The sequence below is a fragment of the Caulobacter hibisci genome (assembly GCF_016135805.1).
In the GTDB taxonomy this organism is placed as follows: domain Bacteria; phylum Pseudomonadota; class Alphaproteobacteria; order Caulobacterales; family Caulobacteraceae; genus Caulobacter; species Caulobacter hibisci.
The window spans coordinates 43538-61485 of record NZ_JADWOX010000012.1 but is presented as its reverse complement, the minus strand read 5'-3'; the positions used below and the strand labels follow the sequence as shown (position 1 = coordinate 61485).

General features: G+C 69.8%; 16 protein-coding genes. 7 read left to right on the top strand and 9 right to left on the bottom strand.

The annotated features are described in order from the left end of the window. The first annotated feature begins 118 nt into the window (after positions 1-118). On the top strand, positions 119-2242 hold the full coding sequence (locus tag I4Q42_RS16710) for a lytic transglycosylase domain-containing protein (protein WP_408611088.1): 2124 nt from the start codon (positions 119-121) through the stop codon (positions 2240-2242). A 172-nt stretch (positions 2243-2414) separates the two neighbouring features. On the opposite strand, the gene I4Q42_RS16705 is transcribed toward I4Q42_RS16710, so the two are convergent. The 3 genes from I4Q42_RS16705 to I4Q42_RS16695 form a co-directional block, all read right to left on the bottom strand. Further along, on the bottom strand, positions 2415-3392 hold the full coding sequence (locus I4Q42_RS16705) for an alpha/beta hydrolase (RefSeq protein ID WP_198577220.1): 978 nt from the start codon (positions 3390-3392) through the stop codon (positions 2415-2417). A 64-nt stretch (positions 3393-3456) separates the two neighbouring features. Beyond that, a complete protein-coding gene (locus tag I4Q42_RS16700; protein ID WP_198577219.1) occupies positions 3457-4269 on the bottom strand; it encodes a TrmH family RNA methyltransferase in 813 nt (270 codons plus the stop codon). Positions 4270-4288: 19 nt separating this feature from the next. Continuing rightward, positions 4289-5545, bottom strand: coding sequence for an MFS transporter (locus I4Q42_RS16695; RefSeq protein ID WP_198577218.1), 1257 nt, complete (start codon positions 5543-5545; stop codon positions 4289-4291). A gap of 190 nt (positions 5546-5735) precedes the next feature. Here I4Q42_RS16695 and I4Q42_RS16690 point away from each other — a divergent pair, with 190 nt between their 5' ends. Further along, positions 5736-6800 carry a LacI family DNA-binding transcriptional regulator gene (locus I4Q42_RS16690; RefSeq protein ID WP_198577217.1) on the top strand — a complete coding sequence of 355 codons (1065 nt, stop codon included), beginning with the start codon at positions 5736-5738 and terminating at the stop codon, positions 6798-6800. A 65-nt stretch (positions 6801-6865) separates the two neighbouring features. Here the strand turns inward: I4Q42_RS16690 and I4Q42_RS16685 are convergent, their stop codons facing one another. From I4Q42_RS16685 to I4Q42_RS16670, 4 genes are all read right to left on the bottom strand, one after another. Further along, complete coding sequence (locus I4Q42_RS16685; RefSeq protein ID WP_198577216.1) at positions 6866-7192, bottom strand: hypothetical protein; 327 nt, start codon at positions 7190-7192, stop codon at positions 6866-6868. A 93-nt stretch (positions 7193-7285) separates the two neighbouring features. Then, positions 7286-8380, bottom strand: a complete 1095-nt coding sequence (gene rsgA, locus I4Q42_RS16680; protein ID WP_198577215.1) for a ribosome small subunit-dependent GTPase A — start codon at positions 8378-8380, stop codon at positions 7286-7288. Positions 8381-8532: 152 nt separating this feature from the next. After that, a complete protein-coding gene (locus I4Q42_RS16675; protein WP_198577214.1) occupies positions 8533-10080 on the bottom strand; it encodes a globin-coupled sensor protein in 1548 nt (515 codons plus the stop codon). Between the two features lie 145 nt (positions 10081-10225). Next, entirely contained in the window at positions 10226-11755 is a 1530-nt protein-coding gene (locus I4Q42_RS16670; RefSeq protein ID WP_198577213.1) for a glucan biosynthesis protein, read from the bottom strand. 218 nt (positions 11756-11973) lie between these two features. Between I4Q42_RS16670 and I4Q42_RS16665 the strand changes: the two genes are divergently transcribed. From I4Q42_RS16665 to I4Q42_RS16650, 4 genes are read left to right on the top strand one after another with little or no spacing between them, the layout of a single operon-like run. Beyond that, positions 11974-13089, top strand: a complete 1116-nt coding sequence (locus I4Q42_RS16665; RefSeq protein ID WP_198577212.1) for an MlaE family ABC transporter permease — start codon at positions 11974-11976, stop codon at positions 13087-13089. Beyond that, a complete protein-coding gene (locus I4Q42_RS16660; protein ID WP_198577211.1) occupies positions 13086-13913 on the top strand; it encodes an ABC transporter ATP-binding protein in 828 nt (275 codons plus the stop codon). Before I4Q42_RS16665 ends, I4Q42_RS16660 begins: the two co-directional genes overlap by 4 nt. Continuing rightward, a complete protein-coding gene (locus I4Q42_RS16655) occupies positions 13913-14851 on the top strand; it encodes an MlaD family protein (protein ID WP_198577210.1) in 939 nt (312 codons plus the stop codon). Before I4Q42_RS16660 ends, I4Q42_RS16655 begins: the two co-directional genes overlap by 1 nt. Then, positions 14848-15495 carry an ABC-type transport auxiliary lipoprotein family protein gene (locus I4Q42_RS16650; protein ID WP_332873101.1) on the top strand — a complete coding sequence of 216 codons (648 nt, stop codon included), beginning with the start codon at positions 14848-14850 and terminating at the stop codon, positions 15493-15495. Before I4Q42_RS16655 ends, I4Q42_RS16650 begins: the two co-directional genes overlap by 4 nt. 257 nt (positions 15496-15752) lie before the next feature. On the opposite strand, the gene I4Q42_RS16645 is transcribed toward I4Q42_RS16650, so the two are convergent. Both I4Q42_RS16645 and I4Q42_RS16640 read right to left on the bottom strand, forming a co-directional pair. Beyond that, the gene (locus tag I4Q42_RS16645; protein WP_198577209.1) at positions 15753-16265 is read right to left on the bottom strand and encodes a group I truncated hemoglobin; all 513 of its coding nucleotides are present in this window, start codon (positions 16263-16265) and stop codon (positions 15753-15755) included. Positions 16266-16277: 12 nt separating this feature from the next. Then, positions 16278-17126 (bottom strand): DUF3034 family protein, encoded by an 849-nt coding sequence (locus I4Q42_RS16640; RefSeq protein ID WP_232793224.1) that lies wholly within the window; start codon positions 17124-17126, stop codon positions 16278-16280. 273 nt (positions 17127-17399) lie between these two features. Here I4Q42_RS16640 and I4Q42_RS16635 point away from each other — a divergent pair, with 273 nt between their 5' ends. Continuing rightward, the gene (locus I4Q42_RS16635; protein ID WP_198577207.1) at positions 17400-17942 is read left to right on the top strand and encodes a cupredoxin domain-containing protein; all 543 of its coding nucleotides are present in this window, start codon (positions 17400-17402) and stop codon (positions 17940-17942) included. Positions 17943-17948: the final 6 nt, after the last annotated feature.

The following is a 17948-nucleotide window of genomic DNA, read 5'->3' as shown; positions in this document are numbered from 1 at the left end:
ATCCAGCGGCGAACCGGGCTATAGACCGTGCATCATCGCGCTTTAGGCCCCAAATCGGCCCTCGAAGCCGTCATATCAAGAGCGGGACTGCAGGCCCGCCCGTGAAGGAGACCGCGTTTTGGCTTTTGGGATTCGTCGGCTTCTCCTCGGTTGCGTCAGCCTGGCCCTGGTCGCGAGCGTCGCGGACGCCCAGACTGGCGCGCAGGTCGACGAAGAGGGCCTGCCGACCGCGCCCCAGCCCTATACCGGCAACGCCCGCCCGGGCCTGGTCAGCACCCCGCCCACCGCCAACTATTCCAGCCTGTCCGACAGCGACGCGGCCAACCTGCGCGCCGCCGTCATGGGTCAGCGCTCGGCCGCGACCGTGCGCGCGGCCATGACCAGCATTTCCGACCCGCTGGCCCGCAAGATCGCCCTGTGGGCCCTGGCCGACGTCGGCGCCGAGAGCATGAGCTTCTTCGAGCTCGACCAGGCCCGCCGCGACCTGGTCGGCTGGCCCCGCGCCTCGCGCCGCGACCTGCCGGCCGAGAAGGCGCTGTCGACCTCCGGCCTGACGCCCGCTGAGACCATCGCCTGGTTCGGCGGGTCCGAGCCGCAGACGCCCGAAGGCGCCATGGCCCTGGCCTCGGCCTACCAGGCGACCGGCCGCGCCCAGGACGCGACCAACCTGATCCGCCGCTACTGGCGCGACAAGAGCTTCGAGGTCGACGCCCAGCGGGCCATGCTCGCGCGGTTCGGCGTGCTGCTGACCGCCGACGACCACGCCCAGCGCGCCGACGTGCTGCTGTACGGCCAGCAGGGCCCGGCCGCCCGCGAGATGGTCGCCCTGCTGCCCTACGACCAGCAGCCCGCCGCCCAGGCCCGCATCGCCCTGCGCGCCAACGCCGGCAACGCCAACGACCTGGTCGCCGCTCTCACCCCGGCCCAGCAGCTGTCGCCGGGCGTGGCCTTCGAGCGCGCCGCCTATCTGCGCCGCAAGGGCATGGACGTGATGGCGCTCGACCTCGTGCGCTACTTCCCCGCCAAGCCGCCGTCGGAAGCCGCCGCCGCCTCGATCTGGCGCGAGCGCAAGCAACTGGTGATGTCGGCGATCAAGAACAGCGACAGCCGCAGCGCCTACGCCGCCGCCGCCGCCGGCCTGCCGGGCGGGGCCGACGCGGCCGAGGCCGAGTTCTTCGCCGGCTGGATCGCCCTCTCCCGCCTGAAGGATCCCAACGCCGCCGCCGCCCACTTCGGCCGCATCGCCGAGATCGGCGCCTCGCCGATCACCCGCGGCCGGGCGCTCTACTGGCAGGGCCGCGCGGCCGAGGCGCAGGGCGACGTCATCGCCGCCCAGGCCTTCTACGGCGAGGGCGCGCGCCACATCACCACCTTCTACGGCCAGCTGGCCGCCGAGAAGGCCGGCGTGCAGGAGATCCGGCTCGACAAGGACCCGATGATCACGGCCGCCGACCGCTCCCGCTTCGAGGGCCGCGAACTGGTCCGCGCCGCCAAGCTGCTGCACGACATCGGGGCTAACGACGCCTTCCGCTCGCTGGTGCTCTATATCGACGACCAGCTGCCGACCGCGGCCGAGGAGGCCCTGCTGGTCGACTTCGCCCGCAACACCGGCGACCAGGACCTGGCCATGCGCGCGGTGCGCACCGCCGCCCAGCGCGGCTTCATCCTCGCCGAGCGCGGCTATCCCCTGCTCGACCATCACTTCACGCCGATCCCCGGCGCCGCCGAGACCGCCTTCGTCTATTCGATCTCGCGCCAGGAAAGCAATTTCGACCCCCGCGCCCGCTCGGGCGTCGGCGCGCGTGGCATGATGCAGCTGATGCCGCCCACCGCCGCCGGCGTCGCCCGCAAGCTGGGCGAAAGCCACAGCGTCGATCGTCTGTTCGAGCCCGACTACAACATGCGCCTAGGCTCGGTTTACCTGGGCGACATGATCAGCCGCTTCAGCGGCTCCTACATCATGGCCGCCGCCGCCTACAACGCCGGCCCCGGCCGTCCGCCGCAATGGGTGGCCCTGTGCGGCGACCCGCGCGGCGCGTCCACCGATCCGCTCGACTTCATCGAGTGCATCCCGTTCAGCGAGACCCGCAACTACGTGATGCGCACCCTGGAGACCACCATGGTCTACCGCGCCCGCCTGGGCGGCGGCGTCGCGCCCCTGACCCTGTCCAGCGACCTGAAGCGCGGCGGGTACAGCTACGTGCCGGGCGCGGGGACGATGGCGCCGATCGGGGGAAGGTAGGGCTCTCTCCCTCCCCTTTCCTCCCGTCATTCCCGCCCTCGTGGCGGGAAGCCCTCTGTCAGCCGCAAGGGCGGATGGGGCGGACTGCCGAGCAGTCCGCTTGCGCCTCACGCGGAAGCGGAACCAGGGTTTCCCGCCACAAGGGCGGGAATGACGGGAAAAGGGGGAAGCGCTAAATCCCCTTCTTCTTCGCATAGGCCTCGAACAGCCCCGGCCAAGCCGCCACCGGCTTGCCGGCGATCGCGCGCAGGCCAAAGCCGTGGCCGCCTTCCTCGAAGACGTGCAGCTCGGCCGGGATCGCCTTGGCCTTCAGGGCGGCGAACATCATCAGGCTGTTCTCGACCGGCACGGCCTTGTCATCGGCGGCGTGGACCAGGAACACCGGCGGCGTGCGCCCGCCCACCCCGGCTTCCGGCGAATAGGCCTGCACCGCCTCGAACGACGGGGCCGCGCCCAGCAGCTGCTTGCGCGAGCCGGCATGGGTCAGGGGCGCGGTCATGGTGATCACCGGATAGATCAGGGCCGACAGGTCCGGGCGGGCCGACAGGTCGTCGGCCGCGTCGACGCGGTCATAGACCTGGGCCTCGAAGCGGGTGGTCAGGCTGGCCGCCAGGTGGCCGCCGGCCGAGAAGCCCATGATGGCGATGCGGTTGGGCGAAACCTTCATCGCCGGCGCCCACGAGCGCACCAGGCGCAGGGCCCGCTGGGCGTCCTGCAGCGGCGCGTCCGGCCCCGCGCCCCAGCCGTCGCCCGGCAGGCGATAGAGCAGCACGAAGCAGGTGTAGCCGCGATCGGCCAGCCACTGGGCGGTCTCGAAGCCTTCCTTGTCCATGACGACGCGCTCGTAGCCGCCGCCCGGTATCAGGATCACCGCCGCGCCGTTGGGCTTGCGCGGACGGAACAGGCTGAGCGTGGGCGTGCGGGTGTGGGTCACGGCCCTGTCGCGCGGACCCTTGCCGTCGCTACGCTCGGACACCGTCTCCTGCGCCGTGACGCCCTGCGAACCGGGCGGATCGCTGGGCCAGATCGGCCGCACTTCGCTGGGATCGGGATTGGTCGGCTTGCGGGCCGCGCTGGCCATGCTCGCGGTCGACAGGGCGGCGAGCCCGGTCAGCAGGGCGAAGGCGCCCCGGCGGTTCAGTTGCGGCATGACGTTTCTCCCGAACTCTACTGTTGGGCCGGAGCTTAAAGCGCTCGGTAACCGGTGGACAAGATCAGCGACGCCCGCCGCCAAACCTTAGGTGATGCAGCACGATCCCGCTGGTCGTCGCCACGTTCAGCGAGTCGAAGCCGCCCGCCATCGGAATGCCGATCCCTTCCGACCGCTTGATGACATCCGCCGACAGGCCCGGCCCCTCCGTCCCCAGCAGCACCGCCGCGCGGGCCGGCGGATCGAGTTCGGAGAGCATCCGCCGTGCCGCCGGCGTCAAGGCCAGCGGCGTGAAGCCCGCGCCGGCCAGCAGGTCCACGGCGTCCTCGCCCCTGCCGATGTAACCAGTCAGCACGCTGAGCGTCGCGCCGACCGAGACGCGGATGGCCTTGCGGTAGAAGGGATCGCAACAGTCGGGATCCAGCAGCACCGCGTCGGCCCCGAAGGCGGCGGCGTTGCGGAAGATGCCGCCCAGGTTGTCGTGATTGGCGATGCCGAACAGCGCCACCACGACCGCCCGCTCCGGCAGCCGCGCCAGCAGATCGGCGGCCGGCGTCGCCTCGGGCTTGCGGCCCACGGCCAGCACGCCGCGATGCAGGTGAAAACCGGCCACGGTGTCGAGCACCGCCTGTTCGACCAGATAGACGGGGGTCTCTTCCGCGAGACCGTCGAACACCTCCGCCAGCTTGTCCCGCCGCTTGGGGTCGATCAGCAGCGACTCGACCCGCTCGGGCGCGTCGCGGACGAAGGCCCGCAGCACCGTCTCGCCCTCGGCGATGAAGCGCCCCTCGCGGCCCACGAGATCGCGCTCCCGGATGTCGCGATAGGCGGCCAGACGCGGGTCGGCGGGATCGGCTATGGTCAGGAAGTGCGGCAAGGCGGATCCGGAAAGAGAGTTACCGCACGCCCCGTATCGGAAGGATCGCCAGTCCGCCAGCCGCCGCCAGGCAGGCGGCCACCACGAACAGCGAATGATAGTCCATCCGGCTCGGGCCCAGGAACCACACCGCCAGCACCGGGGCCAGGGCCTGGGGCAACGTGTTGGCCAGGTTGATGACCCCCAGGTCCTTGCCGGCGTCCGACTGCGAGGGCAGCACCTGGCTGACCAGGGCGATGTCGACGGCGTAGTAGCAGCCCGCCCCGCAGCCGAAGACCACGAAGCCGGTCAGCACCACCGGCCAGCCGGGCGTCATCGAGAAAGTCAGCATGGCCGTGGCCAGGATCATCGCCGCCCCGGCCGCGAACAGCTTCCGCCGGCCCAGCCGGTCGCTCAGCATGCCGAAGATCATCGCGCAGCAGACATTGGCCACGGTGGCCACGGTGGTCAGCAAGGCCAGGCCCTGCTCGGCCCGCTGGCCCGGAAACAGGGTCGGATAGCGCAGCGCGTCCTGCAGGTAATACAGCATGTAGCACTGGGTCAGGGTGATCGCGACCAGCACCATGAACCGGCTGATCCAGGCCAGGGCGAAGTCGGGATGCTTGCGCGGATCGACCCACAGCCCCTTCAGGAAGCCCGTCAGGCTGAAGCGCTCGGCCGCCTGCGCGGTGATCGGCGGATCGTTCAGGCGCAGGGCGAAGGGGGCGATGGCGACGGCCAGGACCACGCCGATGGCCAGGTAGCGGGAGGCCTCGGAGGTCAGCAGGCCGCCGACCAGCACCGCCCCGGCCACCGCGCCGATGGGATGGCCGAGACTCAGGAACGCCGCCACCCTGCCCTTCTGGGCGTCGGGCACGCGGTCGGGCAGCAGGGCCAGCAGTGCGGCGAACATCATGTTGAAGGCCAGCTGGAAGCCGATGACGCCGCCGATCAGCTCCAGCCGGCTGTCGGCCAGCATGATCGCCACGTACGAGACCAGGGTGCCGACCAGGCCGATCAGCAGCCAGGGCCGCCGACGTCCGAACCGCGAGGTCGTCCGATCGCTGATCGCCCCGGCCAGCAGGTTGGCGATGCTGGCGATCAGGGCGCCCCAGAACGCCGTCTGGCTCAGCACCACCGCCTTCTGGGCGGGATCGAGGGCGGCCGCCTTCAGCGGCAGCAGCACCTGGATCAGCGGCATGAAGCTGACGAAGGCGCCCATCTGGGCGAAGGTGAAGGCGGCGATGAAACTCGGCCTGACCGGTACGACCGGCCGGCTGGCGCCGCTATGCGACATGACTGCTCCCTGTGACCGACGCGGTCTTTGCCGCCGCGTTCGCCTGCCCGGGGACCTTCGCCGCCGCCCAAGGTCCGGGCAAGGGGCCATCCCGCCTCTTCGCAAGTTTTTTCATGGCTCGCGTTGGGCGCCGCAAATGCTCTAGGCTTGCGGCAACGATTGAGTCCTGAGCGGGGGAAACAGGCAAGCGATGGCGTCGGTGACGATCTACGACGTGGCGGCGCGCGCCGAGGTTTCGATCAAGACCGTCTCGCGGGTCATGAACAACGAGCCCAACGTCCGGCCGATGATGCGCGAGAAGGTGCTCGAGGCGGCGCAGGCGCTCGGCTACAGCCCCAACCTCTCGGCCCGCAGCCTGGCCGGCTCCAAGAGCTTCGTCATCGCCGTCTTCGTCGACGCGGCCCTGACCATCGACCACTGGCGCAGCGAGCGCGGCGCCGACTACCTGTCGCGCATCCAGCTGGGCGCGACCCTGCAGTGCCGCGACGCCGGCTACCACCTGCTGGTCGAACTAATCGACCACGAGGCCCCGCAGATCCGCCAGGAGGTCGGCGCCCTGCTGGCGGCCCTCAAGCCCGACGGCGTGATCCTGACCCCGCCCAGCTCCGACAACGAGATCGTGCTGGAGCTGCTGGGCAAGTCCGGCACCCCCTATGTCCGCCTCGGCCCGGAAGAGACCGAAGGCCCCGGCCCGCGCGTGCACATGGACAATTTCGCCGCCGCCCGCGACGTCACCGAGCATCTGGCGGCCCTGGGCCACAAGCGCATCGGCTTCGTGGTCGGCGAGCCGCGCCACGGCGCCAGCCAGGCGCGCCGCGCCGGCTATGTCGCCGCCATGCAGGCCCGCGGCCTGCCGGTCGACGAAGCCTGGATCCTCCAGGGCGACTTCACCTTCCAGTCGGGCCACGACGCGGCCAAGGCGCTGCTGGCCCTGCCCGACCGCCCGACGGCGATCTTCGCCTCCAACGACGACATGGCCCTGGGCGTGCTAGCCGCCGCCGCCGAGGCCGGCGTGCTGGTGCCCGGCGAGGTGTCGGTGGCCGGCTTCGACGACAGCCCCAGCGCCCGTTTCTCGCGCCCGCAACTGACCACCGTGCGCCAGCCGGTCGTCGAAATGGCCGAACTGGCCACCCGCCTGCTGATCAAGGGTCAGGTCAAGGGCGGCGCGGCCGGCGCCATGGCCGCCCCGATCGACGAACTGCTGCCGTTCGAGCTGATCCACCGGGCCTCGACCGCGCCGCCGCCGGTGGCCTAGGTTGCGAACGGCGCGCCGCTGAAAACACGGCGCGCCATCCGGCGATATCGTAATCCAGGCTTACGCTAGACCGCGTCGGGCTCGGCGTCGCCTTCGCGGAATTCTTCGGCGCCAACGAACGCGACGCCTTCTTCGTCCAGCACCCAGGCGCCCACGAAGCCGGCGTGCGACGGATCGATATCCTCGTCGATCAGATCGCCGTCATAGAGACCGACCGTGCTGTAGTCGAAGTCCAGCGACAGCTGATGGGCCATGCCCACCATCTCCTCGGCCATGCGGCGCGAATAGCCCAGGGCTTCGCTCTCATTGGCGAAATCGTCGCTGAGGGTGCTGACCTCGACCGCATCGCTGCCTTGGGTCGCGCTGGTGGTGACGATGGTGAAGGCGGGCATGGGGAAGTCTCTCGTCGATAAAACAGGGCTCCCACCTAGCCCCGTTTGTCCGGAAATCCGCGCTAAATTCTGAAAATGGGCTTCGGACCGGCGCTAGGTCCGCCTGCGCCCGGCGCTATCGAGCCCGCCCTTCGCGTCCTTCTTGCTGGCGCGATAGGCCTTCTGAAGCCCGGCCAGGCGGCGGCGTTCGGCGTCCTTGGCCAGGCGCTCGGCCTTGGCCTCGACCGCCGCCAGCTCCGCGCCCAGCTTCTGGAAATTGGCCCATCGGCCGGCGTCGAGCGCGCCGCTGTCCAAGGCCGCCCGCACCGCGCAACCGGGCTCGCCGGCGTGGCCGCAGTCGTTGAACTTGCAGGTCTCAATCAGGCGCTCGATGTCGTCGAACACCACGCCCAGGCCTTCCTCGGCCTCGATCAGCCCCACTTCGCGGATACCGGGCGTGTCGAGCAGCAGGCCGCCGCCGGGCAGCAACACCATCTGGCGGTGGCTGGTGGTGTGGCGGCCCTGGTCGTCGGCCTCGCGGATCTCCCGCGTGGCCATGCGGTCCTCGCCGAGCAGGGCGTTGACCAAGGTGGACTTGCCGACCCCGGACGAACCGATCAGCACGCAGGTCTCGCCCGGCGCCACATGGGCCAGAAGCGCATCGAGGCCCAGGCCCTGCCGCGCCGAGACCGTCAGCACCGGGCAGCCGGCGGCCAGGGCGGCGATCGCGTCGGCCTGTTCCTGCGAATCCTCGGCGAGGTCGGACTTGGTCAGCACCACCACCGGCCGCGCGCCGCTCTGCCAGGCCGCCGCCAGATAGCGCTCGATCCGGCGCGGATTGAGGTCGGCGTTCAGCGAGGTGACCACGAAGGCCACGTCGATATTGGCGGCGATGACCTGGAGGGTCTGGATGCTGTCGGCCGCCCGGCGCACGAAGACGCTGCTGCGGGGCAGGATGGCGTGGATCGTGGCGGTGCGCTCGACGAGATTCAGCGACAGCGCCGCCCAGTCGCCGACAGCGGGATGATCGGCTTCCCGCGCCTTGTGGAACAGGCGGCCCGAGGCCTTGGCGCGCAGCTCGCCCTCGTCGGTCATCACCTGATAGCCGTCGCGATGCTGGGCGACGACGCGGCCGGGGACGTGTCCGGCCCGCGCGTGCGGCGCGAAGGCCTTGGTCAGCGCCTCGAGCCATCCGTATTGCTTGATCAAGACGCCGACTTCCACATCGCCAGCGCCCCATCGCGGCGCGCTTGCGCCCTTGTATGGCGGCGAGCCGACGGCATCCAGCGATCAGGCGAAAAAGAAAGGGCGCGGCCTCGACGGCCGCGCCCTTCCTGAAACTCAGAAGGCTTGAACCGCCCTCACCGCCCCGGTCGGGCGAAGGCGGCGACCTTGGCGCGGGCCGCGTGCACCGGATGCTCCTGCTCGGCATAGCGCGCCGGCTGGGCCTGGCTGCTCGCCCCCAGGCGGAAGCCGCCCACGTGGTTGGCCAGGTCGGCGGCTTCGGCGCGCAGGGCGCGGGTGGCGTCGTTGGAGCGCTGGGCCAGGGCGGTGTTGCGCTGGGTGACCTGGTCGAGCTGGCCGACCGCGCTGTTGACCTCGTTGAGGGCGCTGGCCTGCTCGTTGGCCGAGGCGGCGATCTCGTTGACCAGGCCGTCGATGGCGCCGACCTTGTCGACGATGCCGCGCAGGGCGTCGCCGGTCTGGCGGACCAGCTCGACGCCTTCGCTGACCTGGCGGCTGGAGTCGGAGATCAGGCTCTTGATCTCCTTAGCCGCTTCGGCCGAGCGCTGGGCGAGCGCGCGAACTTCCTGGGCGACGACCGCGAAGCCCTTGCCCGCGTCGCCGGCCCGGGCGGCTTCGACGCCGGCGTTCAGGGCCAGCAGGTTGGTCTGGAAGGCGATCTCGTCGATGACGCCCAGGATGTGGTTGACCTGGTTGGACGAGCCTTCGATCTGGGTCATGGCCTCGGCGGCGCGGGTGACCACGACGCCCGAGCGCTGGGCCTCGGTGGCGGCCTCGCCGACACGGCTCGAGACCTCACGGGCGCTCTGGGCGGTCTTGGCGACGGTCGAGGTCAGCTGTTCGACGGCGGCGGCGGTCTGTTCGAGGGTGGCGGCCTGCTGCTCGCTGCGCAGGGCCAAGTCGTCGGCGGCCGAGGCGATGTCGTCGGCGCCCGAGCGGATGCCGCGGGTGGCGCGATCGACCGCGCCCATGGCCTCGGCCAGGGCGGCGGCGGCCTGGTCGAAGTCGGACTTCAGGCTGTTGAATTCGGGCGACAGGGCGCCGTCGACGCGAGCCGACAGGTCGCCGGCGGCCAGGCGCGACAGGGCGTCGCCGATGGCGCGCACGGCCTCGGCCTGGCGCTGCTCGGCGGCGGCGCGCTCGGCTTCCAGCTGGTCGCGGTCGTCCTGCAGCAGTTCCAGATAGGTCGAGATCGCCAGGTCCATGTCGAGGAACACAGCCTTGTTCAGGGCCACCAGGCCGTCGGCCAGCTCGGCGTCGTTCTTGGCGCTGGCGAACAGGCCCTTGGCGCGCTTTTCGACCATGGCGCGGATCAGCTTCTCGGCCACCAGCGCGTAGCCGCCGATGTACCAGCGCGGCTCCAGGCCGATGACGGCGTGGGCCTTGCCGATGCGGGCGACGTCCTGCTGGTAGTCGGCGCCGTATTCGGCGGTGGCCAGGCGGCGCCAGTGCGAGGACTGGCGGGTCTGGGCGTTGCCGATATGGGCTTCGTTCGAGAACATCTTGCGCGTCTCGGGGAAGGCGCGGACCTGGCTGTAGAAGGCGTCGAGCGCCCCGTTGATCTCGGCGTCGATTAGCGGCTTGGCCGCGCGCAGGGCGGCGCGGTCCTTGTGATCGAACCGCATGAAGCTCATGCGCTGGTCGAGCTGGTTCTGCGCGCTCATGCGGTTACCCCGAGTCACTGGAAATCCTGGTTAAGAGAGCCGTGACGGCAATTCATTAACCAAGATTGAACCCCGGACCGACCTCGCGCAAAAGGCCGGATGTCGAGCCCTTAAGGGTTCGGACAGATGCGGCGGAAGGTCGCTTTCAGGCTGTCCAGAGGTAGCGCCAGGTCTCCGAGATCGGGACCCCGTCGCGGGTCAGGCGCAGGCTGAGTTCGGCCTGGCTGGCCTTGGGCTTGAGGCCGAAGGCGGCCCGCACCGTGGCTTCGCGCGGATAGGGCGTGACGTTGCTCCAGGCAGTCTCGCCGCCCTTGGCCTCGATCTCCAGCTTCACCCCGTCCAGACCGTCGGCCAGCATCGGGCCGGACAGGTCGATGGTGAACATCCGCAGGCCCGCCTGGGTGTCGGCGCCGGTCCGGGTGCGCACCACCCTGGCCTCGCCGTCGCCGACCCGCTCGCCGCCCCAGTGCAGGCGGTAGGACAGGTCCACGCGCGAGCCGGCCTCCCAGGCCGCGTCGGGCCGCCAGAAGACGGCGATGTTGTCGTCGCTCTCCTTGCGGGTGGCCAGCTCGGCCAGCACCACCGCCCCCTTGCCCCAGTCGCCGAGAGGTTCGACCCACAGGCTGGGCCGCAGATCGTAGCGGGCTTCCAGGTCGCCATAGTCCTCCAGCCGCCGGGCGCGCTGGACGAGGCCAAAGCCCTTGGGGTTCTCATCCTGGAAATAGGACAGGCGGTGCGCGGTCGGGTTGGCCAGCGGTCGCCAGACCTGCTCGCCGCGCCCGGTCAGCATGGCCAGGCCGTCGCTGTCGTGCACCGCGGTGCGGAAGTCGTCGCCGCGCTCGCCGTCCGAGACGTTGAACAGGAACATGCTGCTCTGGGCGGCCACGCCCATCTTGGTCATCCGCACGCGCGGGAAGATCGTCGCGGCGACGTCGAACACCACCGACTGGCCGGGCCGGATCAGAAAGCTGTAGGCGCCGGTGCAGCTGGGGCTGTCCATCAGGGCGTGGACGACCACCGTCTCGGCGCCGTCGGCCGGCCGTTCCAGCCAGAAGCGCTCGAAGCTGGGGAATTCCTCGTTGGGCTCGCCGGCCCCGATGGCCAGGCCGCGCGACGACAGGCCGTAATACTGGTCGCGGCCCAGGCTGCGGAAATAGCTCGCGCCCTGGAAGACGGCGATCTCGTCCAGCTTGTCGGCGCGATTCAGCGGCCACAGCAGGCGCAGGCCCGAAAAGCCGCCGATGGCCTTGGCCGCGCCGGCGTGCTCGCCGGGCACGTCGAACATGTCCGGATCGAAGGGCACGGGCCGCGCCACGCCCGCCTCGACCTCGTAGATCGGGAAGACGCGCGGATACAGATAGGCCGGCGGGAAGAACTCGGCCCGGAACGGCGGCTGGCGGTCGGCCCACAGGGCGTGCTCGCCGCGGAAGCGGATGCGGAAATATTCGTCGTACGACAGGCCGGCCAGGCCCTTGCCGCCGCCGGCGTCCGGGGCGCGATAGGGCTTGCGGGCCAGGGCCTGGGCCAGGCCGCGCAGAATCTCGGGCGAAAAGGGCTGGCCTTCGCCGCTGGACGACTCGGGTTGCGCCGCAGCAAGGCGCGGAAGCATGGCCATCAGGGCCCCAAGCGAGAGCTTGCCGAGCGCGCCGCGCCGGCTGACAGAACCGAATTCCATGCGGCCCCTTCTATGCCGCGCGCCCGGATGGCGCTACGAACCAGGCGTTGGATTACCGCCGTTTGACGGCGTCATTGCGGCGGCGCCGCATAAACCTGCAAGATCGCCTTTCGGCGCCATGCCACGATCTCGACGCAACAAGCTGCGCCTTGACGCGTTTGAGCCGGCGGCGCAGTCCCGCTAGGCTGGGGCGGCAACATGAGGGGTCAGCGTAGTTCATGAGCGTGCCGGCGGAATTTTCCCTGGAAGACAAGGACGGCGGCAAGGCCGTGATCCTGTCCGGGGACTGGACGGCGCGCGGCATGGCCGACGCGGGTCTTCGGCTGGCCGAGGCCATGAAGGATTCGGCCGACTACGACCTCGACCTGACCGGCATGAACCGCTGCGACACGGCCGGCGCCTACGCCATCATCCGCGCCGCCGACGGCCGGGTCTCGGCCGGACAGATCAAGGCCCGCAAGCAGACCCTGCGCCTGCTGGAGCTGGTCGGCGACGCTATCCAGGCCGAGCCCCAGCCCGACGTACGCCTGCACGGCTTCGTCGCCCTGCTCGACCGCATCGGCCGCGGCCTGTTCGATCTGCTGCACGACGGCTACGGCACTCTGGTCTTCCTGGGCCACCTGCTGACGGCCCTGGGCCGCTGCCTGGTCAATCCGCGCAAGATCCGCTGGGCGCCGATCATCTCCCTGGCCGAGCGCGCGGGCCTGGACGCCATGCCGATCGTGGCCACCACCACCTTCTTCATCGGCGCGGTTGTCGCCTTGCTGGGCGCCAACCTGCTGACCGATTTCGGCGCCCAGGTGTTCAGCGTCGAGCTGATCGGCGTGTCGGTGCTGCGCGAGTTCAACATCCTGATCACCGCCATCCTGCTGGCCGGCCGCTCGGCCTCCAGCTTCGCGGCCGAGATCGGCTCGATGAAGATGAACCAGGAGATCGACGCCATGCAGGTGATCGGCGTCGATCCCTACGAGGCCCTGGTGCTGCCGCGCTTCGCGGCCCTGCTTCTGACCATCCCGCTGCTGACCTTCGTGGCCACCCTGGCGGGCCTCGCCGGCGGCATGGTCGTGGTCTGGGTGGTGCTGGACCTGTCGCCCAGCTTCTTCCTTCAGCGGATGACCGACTATGTCGGGGCCACCCACTTCTGGATCGGCATGTCCAAGGCCCCGGTCATGGCCATGGTCATCGCCGCCATCGGCTGCCGCCAGGGCATGGAGGTCGGCAACGACGTCGAATCCCTTGGCCGCCGCGTCACCGCCGCCGTCGTGCACGCGATCTTCGCCATCATCCTGATCGATGCGATCTTCGCCCTGCTCTACATGGAGCTGGAAGTATGACCGCCGCCGCGACCGCTCCGGAAAAGACCGACGCCCCGGCGTCCGCGCCGCCGCCGATCGAGGTCGACGGCCTGGTCTCGTGCTTCGGCGACAATGTCGTGCACGACAAGCTCGACCTCACCGTCAAGCGCGGCGAGGTGCTGGGCGTGGTCGGCGGTTCCGGCACCGGGAAGTCGGTGCTGCTCAACAGCATCATCGGCCTGAAGATCCCCGACGGCGGCGTCATCCGCCTGTTCGGCCAGGACATGCAGGAAGCCTCGCGCCGCAAGTGGACCGCGCTGGAGCGGCGCTGGGGCGTGCTCTTCCAGCAGGGCGCGCTGTTCTCGAACCTGACCGTGCGCGAGAACGTCGCCGCGCCCCTGTTCGAGCACACCCGCCTGCCCAAGAGCGAGATCCTGGAACTGGCCGACCTGAAGATCGCCCTCACCGGCCTGCCGCCCCGCGCCGGGTCGCTGAAGCCGGCCGAGCTGTCGGGCGGCATGCGCAAGCGCGCCGGCCTGGCCCGGGCCCTGGCCCTGGACCCCGAGCTGCTGTTCCTCGACGAACCCACCGCCGGCCTCGACCCGATCGGCGCGGCGGCCTTCGACGAACTGATCAAGGACCTGTCCGACAGCCTCGACCTGACCGTGTTCATGATCACCCACGACCTCGACAGCCTCTACGCCATCACCGACCGCGTCGCCGTGCTGGCCGACAAGCAGGTGATCGCCCAGGCCCCGGTCGAGGAGCTCGAACACTCCGATCATCCCTGGATCAAGGAATACTTCCTGGGCCCGCGCGGACGCGCGGCGGCCGGGAAAGGTGCTACGGCGAGGAGCCGCTGATGGAAAGAAACGCCAACTACGCCCTGGTGGGGGCGGCCTGCCTGGTCCTGTTCATGGGCCTGGTGGTGTTCGTCGTCTGGCTGGCCAAGCTGCAGTTCAACAAGGACTACGACCTCTACGACGTGCTGTTCGTCGGGGCGGTGCGCGGCCTGTCGGAAGGCGGCGAGGTGCACTTCAACGGCATCAAGGTCGGCGAGGTCACCAAGATCGAGCTCGACAAGAGCGATCCAAACCGCGTCATCGCCCGCACCCGCCTGACCTCGGACGTGCCGGTGCGCGTCGACACCTACGCCACCCTCGAGCCGCAAGGCATCACCGGGGTGAACTACATCCAGCTGACCGCCGGCACCTCGACCAAGCCGCTGCTCAAGGAGACGGTGAAGAACGGCGAGGTGCCGATCATCCGCAGCCAGCGCAGCGCCCTGTCCGACCTGCTGGAAGGCGGCGGCACGGTGCTCAGCCGCACCATCGAGGCGCTGGACCGCGTCAACCGCGTGCTGTCGGACCGCAACATCAAGACCTTCAGCGCCGGCATTTCCGACATCCAGTCGGTCACCGCCGAACTGCGCGAGCGCAAGGAAATCATCGCCGACGCCCAGAAGGCTCTGCAAAGCATCGACGCCACGTCGCAGGAGATCGCCAACCTGTCTCGCTCGACGCAAGGTGTGGTCGACGGCGACGGCCGCAAGGCGATCAAGGACCTCGGCGCGGCCGCCGACGAGATCAAGGCCGCCGCCAAGGACGTGCGCGGCATGGTCGGCCGCCTGGAAGGCCCGACCAGCGACTTCGCCTCGACCGGCCTGCCGCAACTGTCGTCGGCCATCGTCACCCTGCAATCGGCCGCCGAGTCGCTCGACCGCCTGGTCGGCGAGGTGGAGCAGAACCCGCGCGGCCTGGTGGGCAAGGCCCCGGCCAAGGAAGTGGAGATCAAGCCGTGACCGCATCCCGGATCAAGACCCTGGTCGCCGGCGCCGCGGCGCTCGGCCTGGCGCTCATCCTGTCGGCCTGCATCAGCGTGTTCCCCAAGGCCAAGCCGTCGGGCATGTACCGCTTTGGAACCACGGCCCCGACGGCCAGCAAGGGCCCGCCCGGCGCGCTGTTCGGCGTGCTCAAGGCCCCGACGGTGTTCACCCGGCCGGCGGCCGGCGACCGCATCCTGACCACCAGCCCCGGCGGCGAGGCGGCCTATGTCGCCGGCGCCCGCTGGATCGCTCCGGCCAGCGTGCAGTTCGACGAAGCCCTGTCGCGGGCCTTCGACGGCGACCCGGGCCGCGCCCGCCTGATCGGCCGCGGCGAGGTCGCCAAGGCCCAGATGGTGCTGCGGCTGGAGGTGCGAACCTTCGAGGCGACCTACGGCGGCGATCCCAAGGCCGCGCCGGAAGTCGTGGTCCAGGTGCGCGGCGTGCTCAGCCGCACCGGCGACCGCGCTCTGGTCGGCGACCAGGTGTTCGAAGCCAAGGTCAGGGCCGCAGACAACCGCGTCGGCGCCATCGTCGCGGCCTTCGACCAGGCCAACGCCAAGGTGATCGGCGACATCGTCGGCTGGATCAACGCGGCTGGGGCGGGCCTGCCTGCGGAGTGAGAGCTTCGGCTCCTTTCCCGTTGGGGGAAAGCGACCTTGAGGGATGATGCCGCCCGCGATTCCATCCCTCTAAATAAAACTTCGCCTCCCTCGCCCTTGTGGCGAGGGTCCATGCCCGCGACCGCCCAGACCTCGACCGTCCTGCCGAGGTCTGGGCCGCGACCACGGCACGACCCGATGCGGAGATTGAAGGGTCTGGGAGACCCCTCATACGACGGCTTCGCCGCCACCTTCTCCCACAAGGGGAGAAGGAAAACCTACTTCCGCTCGATCGTCTGGCGCGCCATCGGGGCCAGCTTGGCCAGGAGCTTGTTCTGGGCGGCGAAGGGCACGCCTTCCTTGTCCATCGCCCACTGCAGGTTCTCGACCAGGGCGTTGAAGTCGCGGCCGGTGATCCCCTGGTCCTTGTGAGCCTGCGTCATGTCCTTGCCGGTGTAGTCGCAGCCGCCGCCCAGCACGTAGCAGAACTGCTCGGTCAGGGTCCGCTTCAGGCGCACGGTGTCGGCGGTGGCGAAGATGTCCTTGATGCGCGGGTCGGCGAGGTTGCGGTCCACGAGATCGCTGGCGATCCGGGCCAGGCCCGCCTTGCCATGGAAGGCCTCGAAGGTCGCCTTGTCGGCCAGGGGCGTCGCCCCGGCGTTGGCGTTGGACTGGACGTAGGGATCCACCGGCTGCTCGCCGGGCGGAACGTCCTGGGCCTGGGCGAGGCCCGAGAGGCTCAGGGCGAAACCAGCGGCCAGGGCCGAGCGGAGGGCGTTGTGACGGATCATCTGCTTGCGCTCCTAAAAGCCGGCCTGCAGCGAGACATAGAGCCCGCGCTGGTCCTTGAAGGTGGCGATGTCGCCGAGGTCGACATAGGCGAGCGTCACCGAGACGGTCTTGTTGACCGCATAGGCGGCGAACAGGTCCATCCAGTCGTCCTCCTTGGCGAAGCCGAGGTTGCTGGGCTTGGTGCGGTACTCGGCCCCCAGCGCCAGGCGCTTGCTGACCAGCCAGCCGGCCGAGCCCTCGAACTGGGCCTTGTAGTCGTCGTTCCTGTCGCCGCCAAAGCCCAGCAGGCCGGTCTGGTTGGCCTTGGTCAGGCGCACCGTGCCATTGAGGACCAGGCTCTTGTCGAGCAGCAGCTTGGTGGCCGCGGCGTAGTAGTCGACGCCGCTGTCGTCCTTGCCCCCGACCGCGCGGACGATGGCGCCCTGGTCGTTCTTCTTCCACTGGGCGCCGACCGCGACCTGCGGGATCCAGGTGTCCTGGTCATAGACCGCGTCGCCCAGCACGCGAACCTTCACGCCGACGATGTCCTGCTTGAAGGTGAAGCCCTTGCCCAGACCCAGCTTGGCGCCCGTGGCGCCGGTGTCGAATTCCTGGCGCGCGGCCGACAGCTCGACCCGGTCGAACAGGCCCACGGCCCCGCCATAGGCCCGCAGCTTGTAGTCGGAGACGTCGACATAGGTGGCGTGGACCTTGCCGCCGACGCCGCGCGAGGTCTCGTTGCCGGCGATCACCGCCCAGGTCGACAGACCGCCGCCGGCGCTGCCTTCGAGCGCGCTGACGCCGCCCGTCAGCAGCAGCTTGCCGCCGGACTCCAGCTCGGCCGCGCCGGCCGATCCGGCCATCATGGCCCCGCCTGCCATGACCAAAGCGCATCCCGCGCCCGCCAGAACCGTCGCCGCCGTCTTCATCGCGTTACATCCCCGGTTTCCAGCGACAGCGACGCTACGCGCAAGACTTTACGCAATCGTTAGAACATCTCGCCTAAGCTTAGACTTCAACGCTGCGACAATTTGTCCATCGGCTTGGGGGAAGACATGCGAAAGACCGCCAAACTTCCGGCAAGCTTGGCCGCAACACTATTTTCGGTTGCGCTATTTTCAGGACACGCAAAAGCAGCAGACCTCACGCTCACCGTGCGCGGCTCCGACGGCAAACCCGTGCCCGACGCCGTGGTCACGGTCTATCCCGGCGGCCAGCCGACCAAGGGTCCCATCAAGTTCGACTGGCCCTATCGCGTCGCCCAGCAGAACATCCAGTTCACGCCCTTCGTGCTGATCGCGCCGGCCGGCGCCGAGGTCTCGTTCCCCAACCTCGATAAGGTCCGCCACCACGTCTATTCGTTCTCGGCCGGCAACAAGTTCGAGCTGAAGCTCTACGGCCGCGAGGAAAACCGCACCGTGCGCATGCCCGCCGTCGGCGTGGCCGCGATCGGCTGCAACATCCACGATCAGATGGTCGGCTTCATCAAGGTGGTCGACACCCAATACGCCGCCAAGAGCGACGCCTCGGGCAAGGCGGTGATCCGCGGCGCGCCCGACGGCGCCGTCGTGGTCAAGGTCTGGCACCCCTATCTACGCGCGCCCAAGAACGAGAAGACCCTGCCGCTGGCCGCGCTGAAGGGCGCAGTCGCCCAGGACGTCGCCATCGACCTGCGCGCCCCGGCGATGACCCACTAGGCTCCC